Source organism: Mesorhizobium sp. B2-4-7 (assembly GCF_006442685.1).
Taxonomy (GTDB): domain Bacteria; phylum Pseudomonadota; class Alphaproteobacteria; order Rhizobiales; family Rhizobiaceae; genus Mesorhizobium.
Genome location: NZ_VFVH01000005.1, coordinates 24948 through 44857 on the forward strand (window position 1 = coordinate 24948; position 19910 = coordinate 44857).

19 protein-coding genes are annotated in these 19910 nt (G+C 60.4%); 6 read left to right on the forward strand and 13 right to left on the reverse strand.

Annotated features, from left to right (window positions below):
- Positions 1 to 10: 10 nt before the first annotated feature.
- The 3 genes from FJ946_RS15765 to FJ946_RS15775 are packed head-to-tail and all read right to left on the reverse strand — an operon-like array spanning position 11 to position 2759.
- Positions 11 to 664, reverse strand: coding sequence for a UbiX family flavin prenyltransferase (locus FJ946_RS15765; RefSeq protein ID WP_140567921.1), 654 nt, complete (start codon positions 662 to 664; stop codon positions 11 to 13).
- On the reverse strand, positions 661 to 1983 hold the full coding sequence (locus FJ946_RS15770; protein WP_140567924.1) for a UbiD family decarboxylase: 1323 nt from the start codon (positions 1981 to 1983) through the stop codon (positions 661 to 663). The genes FJ946_RS15765 and FJ946_RS15770 overlap by 4 nt, the downstream gene beginning before the upstream one ends.
- Positions 1980 to 2759 carry a UTRA domain-containing protein gene (locus FJ946_RS15775; protein ID WP_140560684.1) on the reverse strand — a complete coding sequence of 260 codons (780 nt, stop codon included), beginning with the start codon at positions 2757 to 2759 and terminating at the stop codon, positions 1980 to 1982. The genes FJ946_RS15770 and FJ946_RS15775 overlap by 4 nt, the downstream gene beginning before the upstream one ends.
- 264 nt (positions 2760 to 3023) lie before the next feature.
- Between FJ946_RS15775 and FJ946_RS15780 the strand changes: the two genes are divergently transcribed.
- Together FJ946_RS15780 and FJ946_RS15785 are read left to right on the forward strand one after the other, a co-directional pair.
- Complete coding sequence (locus FJ946_RS15780; protein ID WP_246673080.1) at positions 3024 to 3380, forward strand: RidA family protein; 357 nt, start codon at positions 3024 to 3026, stop codon at positions 3378 to 3380.
- A gap of 116 nt (positions 3381 to 3496) precedes the next feature.
- Complete coding sequence (locus tag FJ946_RS15785; protein ID WP_140567927.1) at positions 3497 to 4792, forward strand: FAD-binding oxidoreductase; 1296 nt, start codon at positions 3497 to 3499, stop codon at positions 4790 to 4792.
- Positions 4793 to 5018: 226 nt separating this feature from the next.
- Here FJ946_RS15785 and FJ946_RS15790 read toward each other — a convergent pair whose 3' ends face one another.
- Both FJ946_RS15790 and FJ946_RS15795 read right to left on the reverse strand, forming a co-directional pair.
- The gene (locus FJ946_RS15790; protein ID WP_140567930.1) at positions 5019 to 5414 is read right to left on the reverse strand and encodes a Rid family hydrolase; all 396 of its coding nucleotides are present in this window, start codon (positions 5412 to 5414) and stop codon (positions 5019 to 5021) included.
- Positions 5415 to 5576: 162 nt separating this feature from the next.
- Positions 5577 to 6014 (reverse strand): VOC family protein, encoded by a 438-nt coding sequence (locus tag FJ946_RS15795; protein WP_140560687.1) that lies wholly within the window; start codon positions 6012 to 6014, stop codon positions 5577 to 5579.
- Positions 6015 to 6355: 341 nt separating this feature from the next.
- On the opposite strand from FJ946_RS15795, the gene FJ946_RS15800 reads away from it, so the two are divergent.
- Positions 6356 to 6721 carry a DoxX family membrane protein gene (locus FJ946_RS15800; RefSeq protein WP_181167694.1) on the forward strand — a complete coding sequence of 122 codons (366 nt, stop codon included), beginning with the start codon at positions 6356 to 6358 and terminating at the stop codon, positions 6719 to 6721.
- 11 nt (positions 6722 to 6732) lie between these two features.
- Positions 6733 to 8349, forward strand: coding sequence for an FAD-dependent oxidoreductase (locus FJ946_RS15805; protein WP_140567935.1), 1617 nt, complete (start codon positions 6733 to 6735; stop codon positions 8347 to 8349).
- 280 nt (positions 8350 to 8629) lie between these two features.
- Here FJ946_RS15805 and FJ946_RS15810 read toward each other — a convergent pair whose 3' ends face one another.
- From FJ946_RS15810 to FJ946_RS15830, 5 genes are all read right to left on the reverse strand, one after another.
- Complete coding sequence (locus FJ946_RS15810) at positions 8630 to 9394, reverse strand: amino acid ABC transporter ATP-binding protein (protein ID WP_140560690.1); 765 nt, start codon at positions 9392 to 9394, stop codon at positions 8630 to 8632.
- Complete coding sequence (locus tag FJ946_RS15815; protein WP_224619924.1) at positions 9391 to 10401, reverse strand: amino acid ABC transporter permease; 1011 nt, start codon at positions 10399 to 10401, stop codon at positions 9391 to 9393. Before FJ946_RS15815 ends, FJ946_RS15810 begins: the two co-directional genes overlap by 4 nt.
- A gap of 143 nt (positions 10402 to 10544) precedes the next feature.
- A complete protein-coding gene (locus FJ946_RS15820; RefSeq protein WP_140567938.1) occupies positions 10545 to 11456 on the reverse strand; it encodes an ABC transporter substrate-binding protein in 912 nt (303 codons plus the stop codon).
- A gap of 129 nt (positions 11457 to 11585) precedes the next feature.
- Entirely contained in the window at positions 11586 to 13274 is a 1689-nt protein-coding gene (locus FJ946_RS15825) for a thiamine pyrophosphate-binding protein (protein WP_140567995.1), read from the reverse strand.
- 48 nt (positions 13275 to 13322) lie between these two features.
- Positions 13323 to 14810, reverse strand: a complete 1488-nt coding sequence (locus FJ946_RS15830; protein WP_140560692.1) for an aldehyde dehydrogenase — start codon at positions 14808 to 14810, stop codon at positions 13323 to 13325.
- A gap of 262 nt (positions 14811 to 15072) precedes the next feature.
- On the opposite strand from FJ946_RS15830, the gene FJ946_RS15835 reads away from it, so the two are divergent.
- Positions 15073 to 15477: a hypothetical protein gene (locus FJ946_RS15835; RefSeq protein ID WP_140567941.1), complete on the forward strand. Its 405-nt coding sequence runs from the start codon at positions 15073 to 15075 to the stop codon at positions 15475 to 15477.
- Positions 15478 to 15671: 194 nt separating this feature from the next.
- Entirely contained in the window at positions 15672 to 16100 is a 429-nt protein-coding gene (locus FJ946_RS15840) for a hypothetical protein (protein WP_224680354.1), read from the forward strand.
- A gap of 265 nt (positions 16101 to 16365) precedes the next feature.
- Here FJ946_RS15840 and FJ946_RS15845 read toward each other — a convergent pair whose 3' ends face one another.
- From FJ946_RS15845 to FJ946_RS15855, 3 genes are read right to left on the reverse strand one after another with little or no spacing between them, the layout of a single operon-like run.
- Positions 16366 to 17304: an ABC transporter permease gene (locus FJ946_RS15845; RefSeq protein ID WP_140560694.1), complete on the reverse strand. Its 939-nt coding sequence runs from the start codon at positions 17302 to 17304 to the stop codon at positions 16366 to 16368.
- Positions 17297 to 18379: an ABC transporter permease gene (locus tag FJ946_RS15850; RefSeq protein ID WP_224680353.1), complete on the reverse strand. Its 1083-nt coding sequence runs from the start codon at positions 18377 to 18379 to the stop codon at positions 17297 to 17299. The genes FJ946_RS15845 and FJ946_RS15850 overlap by 8 nt, the downstream gene beginning before the upstream one ends.
- Entirely contained in the window at positions 18376 to 19893 is a 1518-nt protein-coding gene (locus FJ946_RS15855) for an ABC transporter ATP-binding protein (protein ID WP_140518204.1), read from the reverse strand. Before FJ946_RS15855 ends, FJ946_RS15850 begins: the two co-directional genes overlap by 4 nt.
- Positions 19894 to 19910 lie beyond the last annotated feature (17 nt).

Genomic DNA, 19910 nt, shown 5'->3' on the forward strand with positions numbered 1-19910 from the left:
CTCTGCTGGGTCAGGAGGCGTCGTCGGCGGGCTTCGGACAGGCTTCGCGGTCGACGCTCATTCCCTCCCACCGCGCCACCTTGCCGCTGTCGATGCCGAAGAGGTCGAGCGCGCGGCCGACGCTGTGGTCCACCATCTCTTCGAGCGAGCGCGGCTTGGCGTAGAAAGCAGGCACAGGCGGCATGAGGATCGCCCCCATTTCGGCGAGCGCGGTCATTGTCCGAAGGTGCCCGAGATGCAGCGGAGTCTCGCGAAGCATCAGAACGAGCTTGCGGCGTTCCTTCAACACGACGTCCGCGGCGCGGCTCATGAGGCTAGAGGTGACGCCGGAGGCGATCTCGGACATCGTCCTGACGGAGCAAGGTGCGATCAGCATGCCGAGCGTCCGGAAGGATCCGCTGGAAATCGAGGCGCCGATGTTTTGAACATTGTGGAAGACGCTGGCCCGTTCGGCGATCTCCGCAGGACGCATGCCGAGTTCCTGGGAAAGCGTCAGATGCGCCGACCGCGTCACTATCAGATGGGTCTCGATGCCAGCGGCCCTGAGCTGGTCGAGCGCCCTGACGCCATAGACGGCGCCGGAGGCGCCGCTGATGCCGACGATGATGCGCGGAGGCTGTGGCCCGCCCCCGCCGCCCTGCCAGAGTGAAGCCGATCCGCTCACGCGTTTTCGAACCAGTCCGCAAGGTCGACCTTGTCGGCAAGGCGGATCTTCTTGCGTTCGAATTCGGCCTTGCGGTGGAACGGCTTGGTGGCGTCGACGAGCAGGCGCCCCCAATGATCCTTGGCTTCGTCGCGATAGAAGGAAGGCGTATCGGGAATGATGATCATGTCCTTGTCGGGACGGCAACGGGTCAGGGTCGCCCACATCACGTCGTCCATGCTGTAGATGTCCACATCCTCATCGACGACGGTGACCACCTTGGCCCAGATCGGCTCGGCGCCGATGGTGGCGAGCATCACCTGGCGGGCGTGCCCCTCGAACTGCTGGTCGACCTTGATCACGGCATGATTGACAAAGGGCTGGCAGGTGACGTCGAGAATGCCGGGTAGCGCCGCGCTCAACCGCTGGAAGATGTTGGCGGACACCGACAGTTCCAGCGTCAGCACCTCCTCGGCCGAACCGCACAGTATGCTGTGGAACATGGCGTCGCGCCGCACGGTGACCCCCAAAACCTCGAACACCGCATTTGGGCCTTCAGGGACGTAGTAACCCATGAATTCGCCGAACGGGCCCTCAGGCCGGCGTTCGTTTGGCAGGAAGCGGCCCTCGATGACGATCTCGGTGTCGGCTGGAACCTCGAGGTCGATATACTTGCACTTGCGCATGGCGATGGGGCTGCCCTTCAGCCGCGCCGCGACCTCAAGCTCGTCCACGTCATAGGGCAGCGGAGCCGCGGCGGTGAGGAAGGATGTCGCCGGTGCGCCGATCAGCATCGCCGCCTCCAGCGGCTTGCCCATCTTCTCGGCCTTTTCATGATAGATGGTGAGGTGATGGCGCGGCGCCAGGCGGCAGCGCAACTCGCTGTCGCTCACATACATCGAACGGTGATAGGACAGATTGCCGACCCCCGTTTCGGGATCCTTGGCAATGAACATGGCCGAGGTGAAATAGGGCGCGGCATCGCGATCGGAGTAGGTGATGAGTGGCAGTTCAGACAGCTTGCATTCGGTCAGTTCCGGGTCCTCGACGCTGACGAAGGGTTCGTCAACGCTTGTCGAGCCGAGATTGGCAAGATTGCTCCACTGACGACAGAAATCGGTGGAATCGATGCCGATCACCTCCGCCAGGCGCTCCCGCGAGCCATAGACGTTGGTAACGACCGGAAAGCGTGTGCCCTTGACGTTGTTGAAAAGGATCGGCTTGCCCCAGCGCTTCTGGGCCACATGGGTGACAGCCGCCAGTTCGTGGAACGGATCGATCTCCTTGTCTACAACAAGCAGGTCGCCGCGTTCACGCAAGCGGGCAATGTAGTCTCTCATCGGATTCTCCTGGATGCCGGGGCACTTCGCTGTTGCATAGTGCCGCCGCGGCTCGGTGTGGCTTCATGTGAACTGCGCAACCGGTAACGGTCGCCCGGATAGAGGAAGCGGCTGCGGGTGACGGGCACGCCTTCGCGCCATGTGCGGCGATCGAGCAGAAGGCAAGGCTGGTTGCCGTCGATTTCAAGGGCCCGCCTGCTTTCTTCGTCGGCCCGGATGGCCCGGATCGTATTGTCGACATAGGTGACTTCGGTTTCCCGCAGGAGGTAGGCGTGAGGCGTAATGCGGGTGAAGTCCTGCTTCAGATAGCCGGGGGCCTCCGCCGGGTTGACGAAGCGATCCTCGATCTGGATGGGCGTTCCATCTTCCTTGTGAAGCAGGCGTGAGTGGCAGACCGGCCCTTCATAGGGCAGGGGCAGCATGCCGGCGAACGGACTTTCGGGGGGCACAAAGCCCAGAAAGAGCACTTCGCTGGTATGCACGCCGCCACTGAGGGCGATTTCCTCCGAGACGTCGGGCAGATCGAATATGGCGCACTGCATCCGGGGGCCGACGACGAAAGTGCCGCGACCCTGGATTCGAACCAGCATGCCTTCTGACTGAAGTTCCCGCAGGGCCCGGCGCACTGTCAGGGAAGAGGCGCCGAATTCCTCGGCGAGCAGTTCCTCGGAAGGCACGCGGAAATCGGCAGGCCATTCGTCGCCGCGTATGCGCTTTTCAATGGCCGACTTGATCTGCCCGTAGAGGGGTTGCGAGTTTTGAAGTTCGTTCGCCATTCCAGCCCCATTGTAATATCATATGTTAGGTCAATTGATACGACGATTTCGGCTGGATTGTCCAGCGTCATTTGGTTCGCTTTGATCATAGCGAGTCTGGAATCGGCGGCAATTCGCGGGAAATTGGCGAAATCTGAGACCAGTTGGGAAACGACGGTCTGTTAAGCCGCGAATCCTAACCGCTTGACAAAGGCTATGCGTCACTTATCCTATCATATAGTTTCCAATGTAATATATAAATCTCTTGGTGCGGGAAGGATTGGAATGAGCAGCGGGATCGTTCGACATAGCGAGAACAATCGCATGAGTCTTGCCGTGGAGGCGGGTGGCTTCGTTTTTCTGGCTGGCCTTACCGCGGTGGAGACGCGCGGCGCTACCGTGGCCGCGCAGACAAAAGAGGTCCTCCAGAGGATCGACCATCATCTCGCTGAAGCAGGCAGCAGCAAAGCGAATCTCGTCAGCGCGCAGATTTGGTTGACGGACAGCGCTACGTTCAACGAATTCAATACGGTTTGGGAAGAATGGGTCGCCGATGTCGGCAAGCCCGTTCGCGCCTGCGTGGAGTCGCGGTTGGCTGATCCTGCTCTTAACGTGGAAATCATGGTCACGGCTTGGCGGTGAGCGGCCAGTCATTGTTGATAGACGGGACGTCTTCGCGCGGCAAAGCCTGCCAAGGTTCTCGATGATCCCGCGTGGAGCGATAAGACTTTCTCTGCGGAACACGGCAACGCGGCGGCATGATGGAATCGATATCCAAACGCGACTGGGACGTGATCGTTATCGGCGGGGGCGTTGTCGGATGCTCCGCGGCATATTATGCCGCCAAGAATGGAATGCGTGTCCTGCTAGTGGAGCGAGACGCACCGGGATCAGCGCAATCTGGCCGCAACCTCGGCTTTGTCCGTCAGCAGAATCGCGACTTTCGAGAGCTTCCACTGATGATCGGCGCCCTGTCGATGTGGAAAGAAATCGAAGCGGAACTGGGGCGCCGGGTGGGATGGCAGCAAGGCGGGAACCTGTCTCTGGCGTTCAGCGAGGCTGATCTTGTTTCCCGGCGTGCCTGGCAAAAGCGGGCGGCCGAAGAGTTTGGCCTCGACACGCGGATGCTGTCGGCAACGGAAACCCACGCGCTGGTACCTCAACTGGCAACTGATTGCGGCGTGGTCGGAGCGATGTACACGCCCAGTGACGGGAAGGCCGAGCCTGCCCGAGCGACCCGGGCTTTTTTTGATGCGGCGCTCGGAGCCGGAGCGGCATTCGCTTTCGGTGAGTCGGTCACTCGCATAGAAACCGGCGCCGGGAAAATCTCCGGTGTCCGGATCCGCGGTCGGCTTTACCGCGCGGGCACGGTAATCGTCGCCGCGGGAGCCGGGAGTGCCGCCCTGTTGAGGAAGGCAGGACTGGATCTGCCTCAGGAGTTCGTCCGGGCGACGGTCGCAAGAACGGTGGCGAGGCCCGAATCGCGCATAGCGGCCTGCGTCTCGGGTCAACATACCGGCATCCGGCAGGATCTGAACGGGGCCTATTTGATATCCGTCGCCGGAGGTGAATACGACCTGCGGCTGGATTCCTGGCGGCATATGCGATGGTACGAGGCCACACGAAAGTCCAATCCCGATGCGGCACGCATAGATTATCTTGCGCCGATCAAGCGGTTTTTTCCGTTGCGGACACACTTGCCGGTCGCCGACTTTCCGCCCAGCCGCGACAACCCGCGTCCGGAACTCTTTCGCGTGGAGCAGTCGAGTCGTGAGTTTTCTCGGCTCTTGCCGACATTGGCCTCTCTGGAGATCGAGACCTTTTGGGCGGGGATCATCGACACAATGCCGGATGTCATTCCGGTTCTGGGCCCAATTGAAGGCATATCGGGCATGCTTGTCGGAACAGGGTTCAGCGGTCATGGCTTTGGCCCGGGTCCGATGGCCGGAAAGGTTCTCTCGGACCTCGCCGCGGGCCGGCGATCGCCCGTTGACATTTCGGCCTTGTCACCAATGCGCTTCGCAAAAAGTTGGACCTCGCCGAAGGCAGGATGAATACTGCGGAATAGGTTATCTCGCAGTAGGGACCGTCTTGCCGCAACTCGTCGCGGACTCGCGCTTAACCGGATCTTGGTCTCGATCTTGATGGCAGGCGCTTCAGCCGCTTCAAGGTGCGCAACTGCCAATCCGCAGGCCGGCCGGGAAAGACTAAAAAGGCGGCCGCGAGGAGGGGGAGCCATACAGCCCGGAAGCAGAGCGGTCCAACTCCGGGATTGTCCGTTCACCCCAGGATTACCGAGTCGGATCTGGACGCGGTGATCTCAATCTCGACCCGGGCACCGGAAGCAGGAATCTGGCAGATGAGAAAGGTGCTTGTTGGTCTGATGTCGCCGAAGACCTCACCAAGAACCGGTACGACGGCCGATGCCGCCTCGGCGTCCGTAACGAAGACGCGGCTAACCACAGCATCGGCCAAGCTCGATCCCGCCTGGCGAAGGGTATCGTTGATCGACGACAGGGCATTTCGTGCCTGCTGGGCTGGATCCTCGGGAAACTCGTTTGTGACTGGATCGCGTCCAGTAGTGCCCGAAACGTAGATGATCCTACCATCGATGACGGCTTTGGCGTAACCGGCTATGGCTTCGGACGAGGCCCCGGAAAAGATTCGATTGCGCATGAAAGTTCCAGCCTCAAGTTAAGTGATGCTGCCGATGGGTAGGGTAGGCCCGGTATTCCTGCGCATCACAGAAAAGGGACATGGCACTTGCGCGGCCCGACAGGGCATCCAAAGTCAGATCGGCCCAGCCGGGTTGCGCATAGTTGCCTTTACTCGATCGGTTCACCAAGCACCGGCATTGGGCATTGAGGCCCAAGGCTCCCCCGGCGGCAACGGTGTACCTCGCTGCATCAGTTCGATTGAAATGAGGTCGGGCGATCGGACAAACGCCATGCGACCATCTCGCGGTGGTCGGCTCAGCGTAACGCCGCCCTTCACCAGCCGCTCGCAGACTGCGTAGATGTCGTCCACTTCGAGGCCCAGGTGCCCGAAATTCCGGGCCGATCCATAGTCCTCGATATCCCAATTGTAGGTGAGCTCGATCTGCGGCGCGCTGCCTCCGAGAATCTCGATATCGTTGGGAGCACAGAGGAAGACCAAGGTGTAGCGGCCTTTTTCATTTTCCGTGCGCTTCACTTCGACAAGCCCGAGCTTGTGCACGTAAAAGTCCAAAGCAGCATCCAGATCGCGCACTCGCACCATGCTGTGGTTGAACTTCATCTCATCCTCCGCAGTTAATCAAACTGGGACAGTGCTATACGTTTCAGCAGCCAATTTCCATATCAATAAACGTCAATAATGATATTTTTGATCTGCGCTGCCCACTCGGTCCGCTTTACGGCGCGCATATTGCCAATTCTGCTGTTTTTGCCCATCCTTGCAAGGGCTTGAGCTTCTCGGGTGGCGTCCAGGGAACCGTCTCGGCCTCCGTGCCCATGGGATGGGATACCGCCAAGCGGCGAAGAAGAGGCCGGATCAATCAGGGGATTCAGGCATTGGGCTTGATAAAACTGATATTATAGCATAGAAGAAAAAATATCATATGCACATGGAGCGAGAGAGTGTCGATTCTTGAGGCGATTGGCCGGGTAATCATTGGCGGTTTTTTCCTGATCGCCGGCGCGCGGCACTTTCTGCATTTCAAGCAGCGGGTCACGGTGGTGAAAACCAGCTATGGCTGGCTTTTGCCGGCGCCGATAATGGCTGCCGGGTTTGCGACTCAGGCAGTGGCGGGCCTGGCGCTGATCGCCGGATACTGGGTATTGCCGGCGGTCGTTGTGCTGATCGCCTTCCTTGTGGTGGCGACCCCGCTTTACCACAACATGTTTATGTATAGCGGGCCGGAACGCGACCGACACTTTTACATGATCCTGGTCAATTTCTCGCTTGTGGCGGCGTTGCTGCTCCTAGCGGCAGACGCGGTCTAAGGGTCAGGCCGATGGCAGAGCCTGATGAAACGTGCGACGTATTGGTCGCGGGATCTGGCTCGGCCGGCCTGGCAGCGGCACTTCGCACTTCCGCCGCAGGTCTATCCACCATCATTCTTGAACGGACCGGTCTCGTCGGCGGGACCACGGCGATGTCCGGAGCGGCCGTCTGGATTCCGGCGAACCACCACGCTGCCGCCGCTGGCCTGTCGGACGACCGGGAGCGCGCCCTGACCTATATCCGGGCTGTGGCTCCCGACGGTTGGAGGGAGACCGAAGACGCGCTCTGGCGCAGCTTCGTCGATGAGGCCCCGAACATGCTGGCCTTCCTCGAAAGGGAGACCCCGCTACGCTTCTCGCTGATGACGGAGGGCGATCCTCATCTCGAAAAAGCAGGAGCCGTGAATGTCGGGCGGATGCTGTCGCCCGGGGTGCTAAGACGGAAGCTAGCCGGGCCCTATGCCCGGATTCTGAGGCCCCCAAGTCTCCCGCATGTATTCACTTTCCAGGAGATGCTTGAACTCGACCCATTCCATCATCCGGTCGAAGCCGCCTTCAGAAGGTGGCCGCAATTGTTCTGGCGATTGCTAACCGGCGCCAGAGGGATGGGAACCGCCCTCGTCACGGGGCTGCTCAAAGGTTGCCTGCACCATGGCTGCCGGATAGCGCTCGAAGCCCGCGCGGTCGCCCCGATCGTTGAAAAGGGACGCGTGAAGGGGCTGGTGGTCGAGGCGGCGGGCGCGAAACGGAGCATCCTGGCTCGCAAGGGAGTCGTCCTGGCTACCGGTGGATTTGAATGGAATAACGAATTGCGGGAAAAGCATTTTCCCGGGCACTGCGATTTCATCGCAAGTCCGCCGGGAAATGATGGGGACGCTGTTCGTATCGCGGTTGCGGCCGGTGCAGAACTTGCTCACATGGATCAAGCGAACATCACTGGAGGCTTCCCGCTGAGTGGGTCACGTCGACCCTTTGGCGTCAGCTCTTTTTTTCACCAGGAACCCAACGCGATTGTTGTCAACCGGCATGGCCGACGTTTCGTCAACGAATACCGCTTCAACCTGGGGGAAGTCATAGATGAACGCGATCCTTCCACTGGTCAGCCGGTTCATCTGCCGGCATGGCTTGTCAGCGATCAAGCGTTCCTTGAGAACTCGCCCATCCTGCGGCACTTTGCAGCGCGCAATCCGGGTTGGACCAAGAAGGCGCAAACATTCTCGGCGCTTGCCGAAGCAACCAAACTGCCCGCCGATGAATTCGCGCGGACGATCGAGCGTTTCAACGCGTCCTGTGCGTCCGGCGTGGATGGACAATTTCATCGTGAGGGTATGGCATCGGGCCAGGCGAAGAAGGGTCCCGGGAAAAGCCGCCTGTCACCGATCCAAAAGGCTCCCTTCATCGCAATTCCATTCAACCGTACCATCGTCTCAACCAAGGGCGGACCTCGAACCGACGCCGGCGGTCGCGTGCTCAGAGCGGACGGGAGAGTGGTCGAAGGTCTCTATTGCGTGGGCGTGGCGATGGCTAATCCGTTCGGCACGTGGGCGGTGGGAGCCGGCACCACATTGGGGCCCAACCTGACGTGGGGCTACATCTGCGCGAAGTCCATCATCTGCGCAAACGACTGAGCCATTTCGAAGGATGCCTGAAAAACGAGCAGTCAATGACCACGCGATGGCCTTCAAGTGAAAGGACCCGGCGCTACTGGATGCCGAAGGGCACGCCGGCCAGCATGGCCGGCCAAGGCGGCGCTTGCCTTCCATGGCGGCGGCCTAGTCGAAGCGGCGTAGCGTTCCCGAACCTTTGGCATGCGCCCCTTCCAGGTTCGTGCGGCCGTCACCATCGACGGAAGCGGGAAGGCGGCGCCAAAAATCGCCGTCCGCGTCCATGGATTGGCGTATGCCAGGTTCAGATGATGCGCGAAAGAAACGCGCGTGTCCGCTCATGACGGGGGCTGCCGAAAATCAGCTTTGGTGGCCCTTCTTCAATGACCATCCCGCCGTCCATGAATACGACCTTGTCCGCCACATCTTCGGCAAAGCGCATTTCGTGAGTGACAACGATCATCGTCATGCCGTCGGCGGCGAGCGAGCGCATGACGTCGAGCACCTCGCCGACGAGTTCGGGATCCAGTGCACTCGTCGGCTCATCGAAAAGCATGAGCTTGGGCTTCATCGCCAAAGCGCGCGCGATTGCCACCCGCTGCTGCTGGCCGCCGGAAAGCTGATCCGGATAGGCATCGAGCCTGCTGCCCAGCCCGACCCGTTGGAGGAGTGCGATCGCCTCGCCGACAACCTCCTTCCGTGGGCGCTTTTGAACCAGGATGGGGGCCTCGATCACATTCTGCAGCGCAGTCATATGGGCGAACAGATTGAAACGCTGGAAGACCATGCCGATATTGGATCGCCTGACGGAGATTTCCCTTTCCTTAAGTTCATAAAGTCGATCTCCCCTGCGGCAGTATCCCACCAGGTCGCCATCGACATAGAGCGCCCCGGAATCGATCTTCTCCAAATGATTGATACATCTGAGCAAGGTCGACTTGCCTGAACCGGAGGGGCCGATCAGGCATACGACCTCTCCGAGTTCGACATCGAAATCAATTCCCTTGAGGACTGAAAGGGCGCCAAAGCTCTTGCCCACCTGAACGGCGGAAACCATGGGCATTGTCATTTCGAATTCCTTATGCCTGAGCCACCGAACATCCGTCTCGACCATGATACCGTTGCCGTGCGGTCTCCCCGAGCAAATCGTTTCTCTATCCGTCCCTGTATCGCGGTCATCACAGAGGTTATGGCGAGGTACCAAACGCAGGCGACGAGCAGCAGCGGGATGGTCTGGAAGGTGCGCGATGAGATCGTCTGGACCGAATAGAGAAGATCGGATAGCGCAATGACGCTCACCAGCGACGTCATCTTCAGCATCCCGATCGTCTCATTGCCCGTCGGCGGCACGATGACTCGTACTGCCTGCGGGAGAACGATCCGCCTCAGAATCTGTCCTGGCCTCATTCCCAGCGCCCGAGCAGCCTCCTGCTGACCTTGATCTACCGACATGATGCCAGCGCGGACGATCTCCGCCATGTATGCGCCTTCGTTGAGGCCGAGGCCGAGCAGGGCGGCAGAATAGGGTGTGATCAGATCGTTGGCCGAACCTCTGAAGAAGGTCGGGCCGAAGGGAATTCCAATAACGATTTCCGGTATCAGGAAGGCGAGATTGTACCAGAAAATGAGCTGCACAAGGACCGGCGTTCCGCGGAAGAACCAAAGGTAGAGCCCGGCCGGCACATTGAGAAAAGGGTTCTCCGAAATCCGCATGATCGCGAGGATGACGCTCAAAACGGTTCCGATGCACATCGCGGCAACGGTCAGCCATAGTGTCAGTCCAAGCCCTTGCAGGACGATCGGCTCAAACACGTTCGCGAAGACCACGTCCCACCCAAAGTTGGTATTGGTGACGATTCCATGAGCCAGCCATATCGCCGCCGCCGCCATGGCCGCTGCGGCGATCCATCTGCCCGGCTTGCGGACAGGAACAACCATCAGCTTGTGATCAGACGCAAGATTGCGTTGCAGCCGCTTCTGCTCCGTCTGGTCGAGCGGCGTCTCAGGCACGAGCCGGTCGAACTTTCGTGGTTGCATGGCTTCCAACATTTCCTCCCATGCGCCGTAGTCTTGCAAGAAGATTCGGCGCTGTCTTCATCGAAGTCCAGATGGTTGTCCCGGCGGGTTTTTTCCGGCTCCGATTCCCGATTGGGCGATCGGAGCCGGAAAGCTGCGGTGCCAAGGCAACGATGGAAGCTTGTGCCTTGGCCGTTCGGGTCTCAGTTGGCGGTCGCGCCCTTGGAGACCAGATTGATGCCGGGCGTTTTCAGCTTCAGAGCCGCGATATCCCATTTGTCCATGATGCGGTCATAGACGCCTTCATCCATCAGCGCTTTCGTTCCGGCCAATAGCGCATTGGCCAGTTCCGTGTTGTCTTTCTTGACGATGAAGCCGTCGATTTGCTTCGGCAGCACGTCAAGCACAATCAGCTTCACCGGCTGAGACGACTGTTTCTTGATAAACGCGGCGGCGGAAGCATCGTTGACCAGGAAGTCGACGCGGCCTGAAAGCAGCGCCAAGATAGTGGCATCCGCCGAAGCGAACTCGTTCGTTGCGATCGGCGCCTTGCCGTTCTTCACGCAGAGAGGCGAAAGCAATTCCTTGATGCTCTGGACAAATGTCGTGCCCTTCTGCGCGCCGCTTTTCAGGCCGCACAGGCTCAGCGGATTGTCGGTGATCGCACTGTTCTCAAGCGTGAAGATGCCGTTGATGGAAATCGACAGATCGACGAACGTCACCTGTTTCTCGCGCTCGACCGTGTCGGAGATGCACTCCATCGCGGTGTCGTAGCGACCGCTCTGGACGCCGGGAATCAAGCCATCGAAGTTGATTGATTCCGCTTTGACCTTGACCCCGAGCTTCTTCGCCAGGGCATCCCAAAGGTCCGGCTCCCAGCCGATCATCGTGACATTGTCTTCCGCGAAGCTCTCGCACGGAGGATAATGCGCATCGGTCGCCAGCTTGATAATTCCGGAATCCTGGATGCTCTTGGGCAGCATCGCGTGCAGGGCCGGATCGGTCTTGACCGAAGCTGTGATTGCGTCATCGGCAAGCGCGACTGTCGGCCTGCCGAGCACGAGAGCGGTCACGGCAAAGAGCCCGACCGAAACTGCAAGTATCACTTTCCTCATTTTACTTCCCCTTCGCTTGTGTGGTTGAGAGGGTTTGACACCCTTTTGTTTGCTCACCCCTTCTGCCGAGGGTGCTTCTGCCGGCCAGCTATCGAACCGGCTAATTTTGCTCGCGTCAGACAGGATGGCTCACGCCCTTCCCGATCTGCGGTTTCTTAAATCTGTCAGCGAGTAACGCGTATGGATCGCCTCGGGATCGAGGGCGAGTTCGATCAGGGCAGGGGTGCCAGAGCCGATCGCGCGCTCGAACGCCGGAGCGAAATCCTCGGTCTTACGCACACGCTCGGCGTGGGCGCCGTAAGCCTTGGCAAGCATGCAGAAATCGGGATTCGTCAGGTTGGTCCCATTGACGCGGCCTTCGAGCCTGTTTTCCTCATGGATACGGATCGTCCCGTACATGTTGTTGTTGAAAAGCAGGATGATGACGTTGGCGCCGTACTGGACAGCGGTTGCGAGTTCTTCTCCGCACATCTGGTAGCAGCCGTCGCCGACGAAATTGACGACAACCCGCTCCGGGTAAAGCAGTTTCGCCGAGATGGCGGCCGGAAGGCTATAACCCATCGAGCCGCTAATCGGACCAAGTTGCGTATGCAGCTTGTAGTGGGCGAAATATCTTTGACTCCAGGTCGCGTAGGCGCCCACGCCGTTCGTCACGATCGCATCATCGGGCAACCGGTCCCGAAGCCATTTCATCATGTTCGGCAAGTCGATCGGACCTGGGCACGGTCCCGGCGTCGTTTCCATCTCGAAGGTTTTGCGCAGCCGGCGGACCCATTCCGCTCTCGCAGCGCGGTCGACCGGAGGAAACTTGGCTAGCGCGGCGGCGAACGCGTCGTTGCCGGCAAGTATTGCGAGATCGACCTGAAAGACCCGGTTCAATTCTTCCAGGCTGCTCGTCACATGGACGAACTTTTGCTTCGGCACGGGAATATCAAAGAGCGTGAAGCCCTCCATATATCCGGCACCAATCGTGTTCACATCGCTGAGCGCGTCATTGACCATGATCACCAGGTCGGTGTCTCTGATGTGCGAAAGCAGAGCCGGATTGGCGCCAATGCCGATCTCTCCGGCGTAGCATTGCAGTCGATGGTCGATGATGTCCCGACGACGAAACGTGGTGACGACCGGCACGCTGCAATTCTCGGCAAACCGCTGGATGTCGTCGCGCGCCTGCTCGGTCCAGCCCGAGCCGCCGACGATAATTAGCGGCCGCTCCGCATCGCAGAGCATGGCGCGGACCTTCTCCATGTCGGCGAGCGCGGGTGTCCCAACCGAGGCTCGCCTGTAAGGCTTTCCTTCCGCCACGACGCATTCCTCCTCGAGCACGTCCTCCGGCACCACAAGGACGACTGGACCCATCCGGCCGGTCATGGCCGTGTGGTAGGCCCGCTGGATGAATTCCGGGATGCGTCTCGGGTCATCTATCTGCGCTACCCATTTCGTCATGGGCGCGAACATCGTGCGAAAGTCGTAGGACATGAACGCTTCGCGCTCCATCAACCCACGCTTCACCTGGCCCACCATCAGGACCATCGGCGAAGAATCCTGGTAGGCCGTGTGCACGCCGTTCACAGCGTTGGTGGCGCCGGGACTGCGTGTGACAAATGCAATGCCGGGCCGTCCGGTCAGTTTGCCATGGGCCTCAGCCATCTGGGCAGCGCCGTTTTCGTGGCGGCAGGTGACTGTGCGGATTTCCGGATGACGGCACGCCAGAGCGTCCAGAACGGAAAGAAAGCTCTCGCCAGGGACGTGGTAGACAAGTTCGGCTCCGTTGAGCCTAAGTTCGTCAGCGAGGATCTCGCTGCCTTTCCGCTTCATCATCTGCGCACCCGCTCCCCGGCCCGACTCCAATCTACCCGCTGACCTTCAACCGATGACAAAGGGGTTCTCGATTTCTTTGGCCATAGATAGCCACACCGCCTTCGTCTGGAGGTATTCGCGAATGCCCTCCACGCCGTTTTCGCGCCCTAAGCCGCTCTTCTTGTAGCCGCCGAACGGAGTCGTGTAGGAGATGTCGCGATAAGTGTTGATCCAGACGCTGCCCGCATCGAGTTGTTCGGACATGCGGAGCGCACGTTTCATGTCTGAAGTCCAGACGCCGGCCGCCAAGCCGAACTCGCTGTCGTTCGCGATCGCTACCGCTTCTTCCTGGTCGTCGAATACGATCGTCGAGAGGACCGGGCCGAATACTTCCTCGCGGGCGATCCGCATATCGTTTTTGACGCCGGTGAATATGGTCGGCTCTATGAAGAAACCGTCCTTGCACTCGGCAAGCTGGGGTCGCTTGCCTCCCAAGACGAGGCTTGCGCCCTCCTGCCTTGCAATGTCTATGTAACCCAGCACCCTGTCGTACTGCATGGCGTTGGCAATCGGGCCGATCTGGGTCTCTACCTTGCGCGGATCACCGACGCGTGCCGCGCCGCTAAAGGCCGAAAGCTTCTCGACGAACTGGTCGTGAATGCGTCTTTGCACGAGCAGGCGCGAACCGGCGATGCAGGTCTGTCCTGTCGCTCCAAAAATGCCACCGACCACGCCGCGGACAGCGTTGTCCAGGTCAGCATCATCGAAGACGATATTTGGCGATTTGCCGCCCAGCTCGAGACTGACCCGCTTCACGTCGCGAGCCGCAAGCGAATACAGATGCGCTCCAGTTGCCGTCGAGCCCGTGAAGCCCACATGACGCGTCAATGGGTGCGTAACGAGCGGCTCGCCAATTTCCTTGCCAAACCCGGTCACGACGTTGATCACCCCAGGCGGGAAGCCAGCCAGTTCGACCAACTCCATAAGCTTCAGGGCGGTGGCGGACGTATGTTCCGCCGGCTTCATGACGATGGTGTTCCCCGCTGCGAGAGCGGGCGCGGCCTTGAGCGAGAAAAGGAGCAACGGCGCGTTCCATGGAACGATGCCTACGCAAACCCCCAAAGGCTCCGGACGGGAATAGCTCAGCGCCGGCTTGTCGCAGGGATGGACGACGCCTTCGATTTTGTCGGCCAGACCCGCATAGTAGTAGTACCATTTGGGAATGTAGCGGATTTGATGCCGCATTTCCGCGAGCAGGCGGCCATTGTCGCGCACCTCGATTTCCGCGAGCGCGTCGGCATGTTCTTCGATGAGGCTGCCAAGCCGATAAATAAGCCTTCCGCGCTCGGAGGGATGCATGGATCCCCAGGGACCTTTTCTGAAAGCACGGTCCGCAGCGCGAATGGCGCGGTCAGCGTCCGCGGAATTTCCTCTCGGCACCAGCGCCCATGGCTTGGCCGTGAAGGGATCCACCGTCTCGAAGTAGTCCCCTGATGCCGGCTCGACCCACTCGCCGCCGATATACATCTTCATTTTGCTGAGCTCGCCCGCCATCCGGTTCTCCTGTCTTCCTCACTCAAGGCCCTCGTCCGATGCCCTGATGCGGGACATCTGAGAGGTGAATTAAACATCTTTTCCAGATAATAATAATATCATTTCATGGAGAAAATACCGATACTTTCCGCTTGTCAAGGGCACCGAACCGGGAAAAGGGGGCAGGATGCGTGATGGAGAGGCTAAAAATGATATCCATACCGAAGCTCCAGATGAGCCCTCAGGCGCAGCACGGGGGACCAAATCTGTCGTCGAGAAGCGCATGATGTTCGTGGCGGTCGGATTGCGCGAACGGCTCACCCCGCTCAAGGTGCGTCCGCCCGGCACGCCGTGCTTTGAGGCGCAGGCCGGCACGCAAGCGGCGATCGAGCACATCGCGTGGCTCGGCGAGCAATGTGCTGGTGTCGACGCGGCGGCGCCGCTGGACCGGCGCATCGTGACGGGATTGGAGGCGGCGACCGCCTACGAGGCTGGGTTGATGGATCGATTCCTCGCCGGTACGACGGCCATACCCGGCCTGACGCTCTCGGCATCGCCAGCCGCAACCGACTGGACGCGCGCGTGCCGACCTTTAGCTTCCGGCTGGCCAATCGCTCGCCGCTGGAAAACGCGGCCGCGCTGGCTGAGGAAAAACATCTTCGGCTGGGCCGGCGACTCTATGCCATGAAGCCTCCGGCAGGCTTGGACCGCGCGAAAAAAGGCGGCGTCGCCCGGCTGGGTCTGTCACACTACACCACGACGGACGAGGTCGACCAAGCCATAGAGGCCGTTGCCCGGCTCGCGGTCCGACGGGGGGCATTAAGTAGGCAAAAAGGGGACCAGCTGTGGCTGCTGTGGATAATGGTCCTGGTGTCTTGCTGATTGGGCCAGCTAGCGCGCACTCTCACAGCTATGGTGGCAGAGCATGTCGAATTGGCCTTGTTTGAGCAGTCACTCGGCAACATCGAAGGCCTCAATCGACCGTTCTGTGATCGTGTGGCGGACGCTGCGGAAAAAACCGAAGGGTCGGTTCTGTTCGATGTCCGCGTTGACGGCGATACCTGGGTTCAGCGGATAGCTGCGATTGGATATGGCGTGATAGGTACAGCTATAATCGTGATGGGGAAGAACGGACAACTTAGATGCGCATCGGTAGACGGGGATACCGCTCTTTTGGTGTCAGAACTGGCTGCCTGGAATGCGTCTCCGCTTGGTGAGCAAGCGAAGATTGATCAACGCGGAGCAGCCAACATCCTGCTGGCGACGCTCCGTAGTTCAGGTCACTTCGGCAGTGGTGGCTGGCGTTCCTGAGCGAGGCTTATGCAGCCTTCTGGCTAACCACCAGCGGGATAGTCGAGTTCCAACGATCCAGATTTCCAGGGCGGCAAATTGCTTGCCCTGTGACGTCCCGTGACTGACGGTCAGGTCTCCCTGCCTGGGCGGGTTGGCTACAATACCGGCTTCGCCAAAGCGGTCGATCTTGCTGGAAGCTTGCTGCCGCGGTCACGGGTTGGGCCATGCCGCATGGCAGCTACGTACAGGCAGCCTTACAGCAGCAGAATGAAAACCGACCGTCCTATTCCCGCCTGTACGGCACGCCCAGCATAGCCGGTGCGCTGGTCCGCGAGCGACGGATCATCAACGCAACGATCGCCGCAACATAAGGCATCATCAACATATATTGGTAGGGAATGGCGATACCGACGCCCTGGATTTGCAATTGCAGCGCGTCGAGGAAGGAGAACACCAGAGCCGCCACGCAAATCGGGTAGGGGCGCCATAGGCCGGCGATGACGATGATGATGGCCAGCCAGCCGCGCCCGTTGGTCATGTCCGGCACGAAACGCGCCGCCTGGCCGACGGAGAGAAACGCGCCGGCAACGCCCGCCATCAGGCCACCGAAGAGCACGGCGGCATATTGCACCGGCGCGACCTTTACCCCCTTAACATCGAGGGCCTTGGGATTGTCGCCGGCGCAGCGCACGATCAGTCCATAACGCGTCCGGAACAGGAAGAGCCATACCGCCGGCACCATCAGAAAGGCTATGTAGGTCAGCACCCGCTGGTCAAACAGGATGGGGCCCAGCACGGGAATATCGCTCAGCCCCGGCACCGGCACATCGGCGAAGAAAGGGATGGTCGGCGTCTTGCCGTCGCCAGCGAAAGCGGAACGCAACCAGTATGTGGAAAGGCCGGCGCCGAGCAGGTTGACGGCAAGACCGGTGACGATCTGCTCTACTTTCAGCGTGATCACCAGCACGGCAAAGACGAGAGCCATCAGCGCGCCGGTAAATCCGGCAGCGAGGACGCCCAGCCATAACGACCCGCTTTCATAGGCGGCGAGATAGCCGGTGAAGGCTCCCATCAGCATCATGCCCTCAAGACCCATATTGTAGACGCCGCTGCGCTCGGCGATAAGTTCTCCAAGTGCGGCGAGCAGGAGCGGGGTGCTGATGCGGATGGTGGCCGCCGCCACACTGACCAGGATTGAGGTTTGAAAGAGTGCGTCAAGCACGGCCGACCCTCCGCAGGCGGAAATTGCACGCTGCCCAGCCAGCTAGGAAGAACAAAAGCAGGATCGCCTGGATGGCGTATATCAGCGCCGAGGGCACGCCGGTCTTGATCTGCATGAGCGTAGCGCCGTTGAGCAACGCTCCGAACAGCACCGAGGCAACGACGACGCCAAGCGGATGCAATTGGCCGAGGATGGCCACGATGATGCCGCTGTAGCCGTAACCTGCTATTACGCCTGCCTTCAGGCGGTAATGGACGCCGTAGACTTCCGTGATCCCCGCGAGCCCCGCAAGCGCGCCGGAAACCAGAAGCACAACTATGACCAGCCTTCGAGTATTGGTGCCCTGTACATCGAGCGCGCGCATGTTGGACCCGGCAGCCTTGATCTCATAGCCCAGCGGTGTGCGCGTCAACAGCATGTGAACCAAGCCAGCCGCCACAATCGCCAGCAGGAAGCCGGAATGCAGGCGTGAACCGGAAAACAGCAACGGAAGCACCGAGCCCGGATCGACCTTCGGCGTCTGTTCGAAGAAGGCGCCCGCCTCGCTCCATGGGCCGCGCAGCAGCAGCAGCGAAAGGACATAGACGATGATGTAGTTGAGCATGACGGTCGAGATCACCTCATCGACCGAGAAGCGGGTCTTCAGCACGCCCGCAAGGCCGGCATAGAGTGCGCCGCCGACAATGCCACCGATTATAACCACAGGAATTTGGATGAAAGGCGAAAATCCGGTGAGATTGTGCTGCGCCCAATAAGCGAACATGGCGCCGGCAAAAACCTGGCCTTCGGCGCCAATGTTCCAGATACGCGCGCGGAAGGCGACACAGGCGGCAAGACCGGTGAAGATCAGGGGCGTTGCCTTGACCAGCGTTTCGCCGGCGGCGCGCAACGAGCCAAAGCTGCCTTTCAGGAGAGCCGTGAAGGCGGCACCCGGGCTGGCGCCCGCGGCGGCGAAAAGCAGACTGCAAACCAAAACCGCCGCGATCGCCGCCAAAGCAAGTGCAACAATGCGCGCGGTCGGCCGCGGTTCCAGCCGGCGCTCGAGGCGCCACTCCACGAGATTGAAATCGGTCACGCCGCAGCCTCGCTCCCATGGCCGGCCATCAGGCTGCCGATTTCGTCATAGGTGGTTTTTTCCGTATCGAGCACCGCAAGGATGCGGCCGCGAAACATCACACATATACGACGGCTGAGAGCGAAAAGATCCTCCAGTTCCTCGCTCGCAAGCAGGATGGCGCAGCCTTCGTCGCGCTTGTGCAGGAGTTGTCGGTAAACGAATTCGATGGCGCCGACATCGAGTCCGCGCGTCGGCTGGTTGCACAGCAGAAGCCGCTTCGCTTTGGCGAACTCGCGGGCGAGGATGACCTTCTGCGCGTTGCCGCCAGACAATTTGCGAGAGGGTGACGACGGCCCGGTTGCGGCAATCGAATAGGCAGCGATGACCATGCGCGCATTTGCGTCGAGCGCCGCGGTGTCGATGAATGGCCCATTGCGCCAGCGCGTTTGCCATTGTTGGCCAAGGACAAGATTCTCGCCGATATCGAGATCGGCAACGAGCCCGTCGCGGAAGCGGTCGCTGGGCACGTAGCCAATGCCTTTCGCAGCAACCGTCGCCGGTGAGTACGCCTGCAGAGTTTCGCCATCGAGCAAGACCGTGCCGCCGTCGGGCGCGGCGAGGCCTGCGAGGCACTCGAACAGCTCGTCTTGGCCATTCCCGGAAACGCCGGCGATGCCGACGATCTCGCCGGCTGCGATGTCGAGCGATGCGTTGTCCAGCACGGGCCTTCCATCGCGCAGGTGCGTGAGCCCACGCACCGAAAGCACCGTCTCGCCGGTCGCTTTCGCATCTGCGGCGCGCGCCGGCGCCGCAACGGAGCGGCCGACCATCATGGTGGTGAGTTGGTCGCGGCTGACGTTCGAGGTTATGACCGTTCCGACCAGTCTGCCCTTGCGCAGCACGCTGACCCGGTCGGATTGCATCACTTCCGACATCTTATGGCTGATCAGCACGACCGACAGATCTTCACTGGTGAGCCGCCGCACGATCGCAAACAGGCGGCGCGATTCCTCGGGCGTCAGCACCGCCGTCGGTTCGTCGAGGATAAGCAGTCTGGCGCCAGTGTAGAGCGCCTTGACGATCTCGACCCATTGCTGTTCGCCGACGGAAAGGTCGCCGACGTGCCGGTGTGGGTTGAGCGAGATGCCGTAGGTGGAGCAGATCGTCTCGATCCTGGAGAGAGCCTCAGCCCGGCCCAGCCGCCAGCCGGAGCCCGTTCCTACCGCCACATTCTCCAGCACAGTGAAGTTGGGCACCAAGACGAAATGCTGGTGCACCATACCGATGCCGGCGCGGATGGCTTCGCCCGGCGAGCCTAGCTGGACGGTCTTGCCGTCCACCCGAATTTCGCCGGCGTCTGGCTGGTAGAGCCCGTAGAGGCAGGACGACAGTGTCGACTTGCCTGCGCCATTCTCCCCCAACAAGCAATGCAATTCTCCGGGCATGACGTCGAGCGAGACGTCGTCATTGGCAGCAAGCGCAGCGAAACGCTTCGTCAGGTGCCGAACCGACAGGCGCGGTATCTTGCTCATCTCGGATCGGCCCGGCA